6 protein-coding genes are annotated in these 8,291 nt (G+C 36.7%); all 6 read right to left on the bottom strand.

The window, feature by feature from the left end; all coding sequences use genetic code 11:
* Nucleotides 1-392: 392 nt before the first annotated feature.
* A complete protein-coding gene (locus ACY651_RS16255) occupies nt 393-1,256 on the bottom strand; it encodes a hypothetical protein (RefSeq protein ID WP_462254550.1) in 864 nt (287 codons plus the stop codon).
* A gap of 18 nt (nt 1,257-1,274) precedes the next feature.
* Entirely contained in the window at nt 1,275-2,945 is a 1,671-nt protein-coding gene (locus ACY651_RS16250) for a hypothetical protein (RefSeq protein WP_462254549.1), read from the bottom strand.
* 39 nt (nt 2,946-2,984) lie between these two features.
* Complete coding sequence (locus tag ACY651_RS16245; protein ID WP_462254548.1) at nt 2,985-3,683, bottom strand: lipoprotein signal peptidase; 699 nt, start codon at nt 3,681-3,683, stop codon at nt 2,985-2,987.
* A 115-nt stretch (nt 3,684-3,798) separates the two neighbouring features.
* Complete coding sequence (locus ACY651_RS16240) at nt 3,799-6,279, bottom strand: bifunctional UDP-N-acetylmuramoyl-tripeptide:D-alanyl-D-alanine ligase/alanine racemase (RefSeq protein ID WP_462254547.1); 2,481 nt, start codon at nt 6,277-6,279, stop codon at nt 3,799-3,801.
* 85 nt (nt 6,280-6,364) lie between these two features.
* Entirely contained in the window at nt 6,365-7,438 is a 1,074-nt protein-coding gene (locus ACY651_RS16235; protein WP_462254546.1) for a TerC/Alx family metal homeostasis membrane protein, read from the bottom strand.
* A partial coding sequence (locus ACY651_RS16230) for a Gldg family protein (protein ID WP_462254545.1) occupies nt 7,374-8,291 on the bottom strand: 918 nt, incomplete at its 5' end. The genes ACY651_RS16235 and ACY651_RS16230, both read right to left, overlap by 65 nt.

Below are 8,291 nucleotides of genomic sequence, written 5' to 3'. Positions count from 1 at the left end.
ATTAATGATTTGCCTGCAGGAACTTACATACTATCAGCTTCGTTTAATAATGCAGTAATTAATAAAAAAATTATAAAGATGAAATAAAACTGGTTGAATTTTAAAACAAACGGTCTCTGCTAAAAGCCGGATGCAGATGTCGGAGAGTAATTTTACAGATTTCGATAAGCTGCAAATAACACATTATGCAAACCGCTTCTCTCTAAGAAATGTTAGCTTGAGTCTGTTGAAAACGGGTTTAAAAAAGTACATCGGCTTCGACAAGCTCAGCCTGAAAAATTTGTAACAGCATAAATCTAATCTCTGTTAAAATAAAATACTTAGCCCTAAGTTTGATTTACAAAAGAAAGCCTCCTGATTCTTCAGGAGGCTTGTACTTTAAGAAGTATTATTTATTTACACTTGTAAGTAAAATTCAGTTTGCCTGTTGTTGCAGGTATACTTGACTGGTCATCGCCATTCATATTTACATTCAGCACATAATTATCCCGGCTCATAATATAAGTTTGAAAATTAGAAACGGCAGAATCAATTACCACATTACCCGGATCGTAGTAACGCACTTTTAAACTTTTTACAGCATTAGTTGATTTATTTCCAAAATTAAAAAACTGGTTAAACTCAGCATATGTATTTTCATCAGGAAAAAGATACATGTAATTTTTTGGAGAAATGGTGGTGTAATAAGTAAGGTCTGCATCTGTAATTACATCGCCGGTAAAATCATCGAAAGTTACCATGCCGGTAAGATTACCGCCTGCATAAGTATAAAAAACTGTTTGATAAGTTACTACTGGAAATGAAGAGAAATAATAATCTTTTTCTGTTAACTGTCCGGCAGCATTATAAATATAGTCCACATCAATTTCTGGCGAACCTGGCACTGTTGGATCTATAAGGCCGTGAAATAATGTTATGCGTTTTTTGTTAGCATTATCAACAATAAAATACTGATCAGGATCAATGTAAACGGTATCGCTAAAATATTGCAGGGAGGAAAAAAAATCCAATGTTAAGGTAAGGCTGTCGAATTTTGTAACGTCGGTAGCTGCATCGGCAGCATTAATTGTTGCACCAATTGAACCAATACCAATTATTCCTGTAGTGTCGCTGTATCCAATTTTATTAATGCGGCAATCGGCACCAATAATAGTACCTGCACCTGCATTATTGCCTTCTTCTGTGCTGTATTCTTTTTGGCAGGATGCAATAATTGCTGCTGCAATAATTATAAAATATAAAAACCTTGTTTTCATGGTGAATTTTTTATTTTACTAATTTACTTTATAATTTCTTATACCTACTTCGCCTATCACCATTCCTCCCAGCAAATCGTTGTATTTTACTTTTATAAGACCAATACCCTTTGCATAATAAAAATCATTTTTTTCAAATGCAGTAAATACAGGCGAAGGTGCTATTTTTAACTGTACCGTTACACTTACATAAATTACATTGGTGTAACTTTTTCCATTAACCACAATGCTGGTATTGGCATTTTCTATTTTAAAATCATAACGCAAATCGGCATTAGCTGCACCGGTCCCAAAGGGGCCGGAATAAGTTGCTGATTGCCATGTAGTACCCGTTGCTGTATTCTCCTTAAGAAAATTAATATCTACAACAACAGGATTATCAAATGCAAATTGTGCAGAGTACCAGTCGGATATAACCCATTGAAAATAGTTATTACCGCTTTTTCTGTAATGTCCTGTATCTACCGGTACACTGCTGTATTGCTGTTCTACTTCTGTATAAGTATTACCATTGTAAACTTTAGTACCATAAACAACATTATAAATTGTATCTGGGTCGCCAACTATATCATAACTCCACCAGCTATTGTTTGTTAAAGGAAAGTAATCGCCATTTAGTGGGACTGTAGCAGGAAGAAAGGTTACAGCAAAATCGCAGGTGGTTGCAATATTCGGTTTAAAAGTATTAAATGTTCCTGCAACGGTTGGAATACCCGTTGCAGTCAATATAATTGTTTGTGCCCCTAATGCTAAAGTTCCTGTTCCACTAAAACTAATGCCATTAACAGTGTTAGTAGTAATGTTATAGGAGCCAACTGTTGTTACAGTAACGTTTAATTTAACGGTATTGCCTGCAGATGCAGCACTTCCCGCTGTATATACACCGGCAACTGTAAAACCTGTACAAGTAGCTGGTGCACCATCCAAAGTAAATACAGCAGGTGGAGCTGCTGGTTGAACAGTTACAGGAATATTGCAGGTGCTGCTGATATTAGTTACGTTAACTGCAGAAACCTCTGCTCTTTGCGGTGTACCTGTACCAGTTAGTGTTACCAATTGCTTTCCAAGCGATGTAAAAGTTCCGCTTCCTGTAAAAGCAAAACCATTGGTTGGAACAGGAGATGCCGCAATTACATAAGTTCCTGTTGTGGTAACATCTACTTCAATAGTAAGTGTGTTGGACGGAGCCAATGCTGTGTTAACAGTATATACGCCACCAACTGTTGCATTTATACATGCAGCTGGAGATCCGCTTAATGTAAACACTGCAGGTACAACTCCCGGCCCGGGAACAGTTATTGCAAAAGTGCAGGTACTGGTGCCGTAAGTAATAGTAAATATATTAGTGCCGGCTGCAAGTGGCTTACCAATTGCATACAATCTTATAGTATTTAATCCCAAAACTACGCTGCCGGTTTTGCTGAACGAGTAGCCATTAACAGAATCTGATTTAATATCGAAAGTACCAGGATAAGATACGCTGATCTGAACATCAACAAAGTTGGCAGTGGTTAGTACTGAATCTTTTTTAAAAATACCATTTACGGTAATTGGTGCACAATCGCCGCCGCCATCTTTTTTAAATGTGCCCGACGATGCACCAGAGTTATCAAATTTTAATTCCTTTTGGCAGGATACAAATGCCACTAGTGTTGCGGCTGCAAAAATTATAGATTTGAGCATTCTCATAAACAGGTATTAAATTAATGTTTTATAAAGATAAGTTTTTTATGAAACCTGCGACTCGTCGTTTACCAGCGCCTTAGTTTCCACCGTATGAGTATTTTCTTCGCTTTTACGCTGCTTAAAGAAACGTTTTTGAAAAACTAATATTGTAATAACGCCGGTGGAAATGGCAGCATCCGCCAAATTGAATATGGGCCTGAAAAATTCAAAATCTTCGCCACCCCAAAAAGGAAACCAGGAAGGGAAATGCCCCCGTATTACCGGAAAATAAAGCATATCCACCACATTGCCGTGTAAAAATGAAGCGTAACCCTTTTTGGCAAATACAGCTACTCCGTTATAATCAACATATCTTTTTGTAAGCGGATCTAATGTCATCCCTTTATCAAAAATTAAACCATAAAAGGCCGAATCGATCAAATTACCCAACGCTCCTGCATAAATTAATGCTGCACAAATAATAAACCCCCTGTTGTATTTCTGCTTGATAATACTACCCAAATACCAGGTACCAAATATTATTGCCACCAGCCTGAAAATAGTTAGTGCCAGCTTGCCCCAGTTGCCGCCAAACTTCCACCCGTAAGCCATGCCGGGATTTTCTACAAAATAAAACTGGAACCATTTGCCTGCTACATTGTGGTTGTCGTTTAAGGCATAATTTGTTTTAATGTAAATTTTTAAAGCCTGATCGGCAATTACCACCAGGGCAATAATAAATGCAACGTGTTTTGCTTTCATAATAAAGGGCAAATATAAGACAGTTTGAGGGTTTTGGTTTAGCCGTTTAGAGTTTAGATGTTTGGGAGTTTAGGCTAAAATGCATTCGCCACTCACGTATCACCATTCACATCTGTTATTCTTCGTAATAAACTCTTTTTACCCTTTGGGATATGCCGGTTAATATTTCGTAAGGAATTGTATTGGCCCATTCAGCTAATTCGGCAACGGACAATTTTTCCCCAAAAACAATCACATCGTCACCTTCCTTTGCATCAACGCCTGTAATATCCAGCATCGTCATATCCATACACACACTGCCAATTACCGGAACTAAATTTTTGTTCACCCCCATTTTACCAATGCCATTGCTAAGGCTTCGGGGGTAACCATCGGCATAACCAATGCGTACGGTGGCAATAACAGAATCTTTTTCGGCAATGCCACGGCGGCTGTAACCAATACTTTCGCCAGCCTTTATTTTTTTTATTTGTGAGATGGTAGTTTTTAAAGTGCTCACGTTTTTTAATTGCTGCTGTATAGTTTTATTGGCATCCACCCCATATAAACCAATACCCAGCCGCACCATATCTAACTGTAAATTTTTATGGCGGTGTATGGCGGATGTGTTGGCGATATGTTTTAAAAATGGATAGCTGATATTTTTTTCAATGGCACCGGATGATTTTAAAAATAATTTTTCCTGCTGCTTTGTAAAATCGTCATGCGCTTTACTGTCGCTTGCAGCTAAATGAGAAAATACCGATTGTATCTTAAAAGTTTCACCGGTAGAAATCTTTTTACACAGCTCCTCCATTTCTGTTGCTACAAAACCCAGGCGGTGCATTCCGGTATCTAATTTTATATGCACTGGATAATTATTAATACCCGATTGCTGCAGGTATTTTTCAAATGCATTTAAAATACCGAAAGAATATAATTCCGGCTCCAGGTTAAACTGCACCAGCATATCAAAAGTGCTTTCTTCTGCATTCATTACCATTATGGGTAAAGTAATACCTGCACGGCGAAGTTCAACACCTTCGTCGGCATAAGCTACAGCTAAATAATCAACTTTTTGAAATTGCAACAAATTGGCAATTTCAAAACTGCCGCTGCCATAACTAAAAGCTTTTACCATCGCCATTAATTTTACACCCGGCTTTAACTGCTGCTGGTAAACTTTTAAATTATTGATGATGGCATTTAAATTTATTTCTAAAACTGTTTGATGTGTTTTTTGTTCCAGCAAATGGCTTATTTGTTCAAACTCAAAAACTCTTGCACCTTTTAATAATATGCTTTCGTTATAAAAATGCAGGGAAGGAAATTGCTGTTTAAATTCGGCGGTGGAATTAAAAAAAGCCCTTTCTTTTATTGTTTCAAAAGCATCACTGTGTTTTAAAATTTCGGTACCAATACCAATGATGCGCTGTATATTTTTTTGTTGTAAGATGTATGCCACTTCTTTATACAGCGCTGCATTGCTTTTGCCACTTTGTAAAATATCGCTGAGTATTACGGTGCGTTTGGGATGTTGCTGCTGTTGCTGCAAAAAATCTAAAGCAATGGATAAAGAAGTAATATCGGCACTGTAGCTGTCGTTAATAACGGAACAATTGTTGATACCTTCTTTTAATTCAAGCCGCATTTCCACAGGTTTTAACTGCAGCATACGCTCCTGAATTATTTCATCATTAACTTGCAAATACAGTAATACACACCAGCAGGTAATAGCATTTTTAATGGCAGCGTCATTAGTAAAAGGTATGGAGATACTTATTTTTCCTTCCTTAAAAATGCCTTTAATTACAGTATTGAATGGCTGTACCTGTATGGTGGTAATAAAAAGTGTTGCGGCTTCTTTTTGGCCCCAGCTAAAAAGTATGTTATTGTTTTTTTGCTGCAGCTCCAGCAATGCTTCATCTACCAAAATTTCATCTTTACAATAAATTACTATAGGCGTTTTTACAAAAAGATTTATTTTCTCTTTTATTTTTTCAGTAATATTTTCAAACCCTTCGCTGTGTGCTTCTCCAATATTGGTAAAAATGCCAATGGCAGGTTCAATAATTTTTTCCAGTCTTTGCATTTCGCCGGGCATTGAAATACCTGCTTCAAAAATGCCCAAATTATGTGTTGCATTTATTTGCCACACACTTAAAGGCACACCAATTTGAGAGTTGTAACTTTTAGGACTGCGTACAATAGTATAATCTGTTTGCAGCAACTGGTGCAACCATTCTTTTACAATAGTTTTTCCATTGCTGCCCGTAATGCCAATAACAGGTATATTAAATTGTTTTCTGTGATGTGCCGTTAATTTTTGCAATGCATCCAATACATTTGCTGCCAATAAAATATTGGCATCAGGATAATCATCTTCTAAAAAAACAAATGAGGCATCTACAATAAAATTTTTTACTCCTTTATTGTACAAATCTTTTACAAAAGCATTCCCCTGGCGGCGTGGCCCCTGTATGGTAAAAAATAATGTGGAGGAAGGAAATAATAATTTTCGGCTGTCAATTAACAGGTGTTCGATAACAGCAGCAGCATTTTTACCGATCAAAAATTTGCCGTCAATTATTTTTTCTATTTCAGCAATAGTATACATCTGTATTTATTGTTCAGCAATAATTTTAAACATCCAATAGCTACGAAATATCCTGCATTGTATAAGTCAATGGCTGTTGTAATAGTTAATGCGACTCATCATCTTCTGCTTGGTTACTTGTCTTTACATTTTCCCTGTCGATAAAAATAGAATATATAACAGAAGCACTTAAACAAACCAAAATAAAAGCAAGTGAAATAAATACCTGTGTGGTTTTATCTATCCATTGATTTATCCAATGCTCGCCAAGCATTTTTAAACCAATAAATATTAATACCACAGCAATGCCCTGTGGCAGGTAATCAAATTTATGTACAGCGCCTCTCAGCAAAAAGAATAATGAGCGCAGGCCAAGCACAGCAAAAATATTAGAGGTGTAAATTACCAGTTTTGCAGTAGCCTGGTAGTCCGGCGTTTTGGTATCAACAATCCCCATTACTGCAGGTATAGAATCTAATGCAAATACAAGATCGATGGCGGCCAGCATTATAACCACCACAAATAAAGTGGTGTACTTTTTTTTACCGTCTTCTATTACTGTAAACCTTCCGTTACCATCATTGGGTGCAAGCGGTAAAATCTTTTTTAAAAAATTATATACCTTACTTTTTTGCGGATCAAACTCATTTTCTTCTTCTACCGATACAAACATTTTATACCCGGTATAAACCAGGAACGCACCAAATACATATAACAGCCAGTGAAATTTTTCCACCAATGCAACACCAACCGTTATAAAAATAATCCTGAAAACAATCGCCATCAATATACCGATAAGCAGTACACGACCAAAGTTTTTTTCTTTAACACTAAAAGCTGTAAAAATAAGAATGAACACAAAAATATTATCTATGCTCAGGCTCCACTCCATAAGGTAAGCACTCAAATATTCCAGCGCAGGTTTCTGCCCTTCTTCTATCCATAAAAAAACACAGAATGCCAATGCCAGGCCTACCCAAAAAAAAGTTTGATACAGTGCTTGCTTTATAGTTATCTTCTTGTCTTTCTTACTCATCAAACCAAGGTCGAATATGAGTGAAATAATAATTACTGCACTAAAAACAAGGTATATCAATTGTGTTTTGTCCATTTTTTTATTTTGTGTATTTTCTTTTACGCCACCACTGGTAAATAATTGCAAATAAAAATACCAGTACAACAGGTATTGCAATATTTATTAATTGCCAGGTGGTTTTTTCCGCTTCAATTTTTTTTGTATCCAGCAAACGTAAGGTATAATCTTTTGCTTTGGCTTCGGATAAACCGGATGGATTAATTAAATAATCTAAACAGTTTTGCAAAAACGCTTTGTTGGCAAACTGGTATTCGTATTGTGTGCCTGCGGTGTAGCGGTTTATGCCCATGGGTAACGGGCCATCTTTATCTGCCGCATTTAAAACCATATCGCCATCAGCAACTATAATTATTTTTCCATCGGCAAAAGCCTGCGGTTGAAAACTAAGACCATACTGCTGCAAACTATCATTCATTGCCTGCGATAAACGGTTGTTGTACAAAGATTGAAATTTACCTTCTAACAAAACTGCTACAGGAATATTTGCTTTTTTAAATTTTGCATCTTCGGCGGCATTTACATTTTCTCTGCCGCTGATAACTGCAGGCGTGGCAATTGTCCTGGAGTTGGGAGATGAACTTAATAAAATTGTTTTCTTAATCCCTTCTGCCTCTGTGGTATCGATTGAATTTACAAATTGCCCCGACACCAGCCCAAGACTTTTGTTAATGGTGTGATTTGATTTTGTTTCAAACAAAGGAAAATAATTCCAGCGCAGGTATTCTAATTGTCCGCTTCCGTTTGTAACAAAAGGATAAAAATCGCATTGCAGATCCATCACTAAATCAGGATTAATTCTTGCGCCGTATTTAAACAGCAGATCATCTAATCCTAAACCTCTGTCGTAAGCTACTACTTCGTTTTTAATGCGAAGGCTGTCCATTTCTGCATCCAGCTTATCAATAAACAGCAATAATTTACCACCTCTCATTACATA

The sequence above is a fragment of the Ferruginibacter sp. genome (assembly GCF_031391665.1).
Lineage (GTDB): Bacteria > Bacteroidota > Bacteroidia > Chitinophagales > Chitinophagaceae > Ferruginibacter.
This window is presented reverse-complemented; position numbering and strand designations above follow the sequence as displayed.

Bases quoted from the DNA above. Each gene is read 5' to 3' on its own strand.
- ACY651_RS16255 (WP_462254550.1), bottom strand. From the start codon at position 1,256: ATGAAAACAAGGTTTTTATATTTTATAATTATTGCAGCAGCAATTATT.
- ACY651_RS16250 (WP_462254549.1), bottom strand. From the start codon at position 2,945: ATGAGAATGCTCAAATCTATAATTTTTGCAGCCGCAACACTAGTGGCA.
- ACY651_RS16245 (WP_462254548.1), bottom strand. From the start codon at position 3,683: ATGAAAGCAAAACACGTTGCATTTATTATTGCCCTGGTGGTAATTGCC.
- ACY651_RS16240 (WP_462254547.1), bottom strand. From the start codon at position 6,279: ATGTATACTATTGCTGAAATAGAAAAAATAATTGACGGCAAATTTTTG.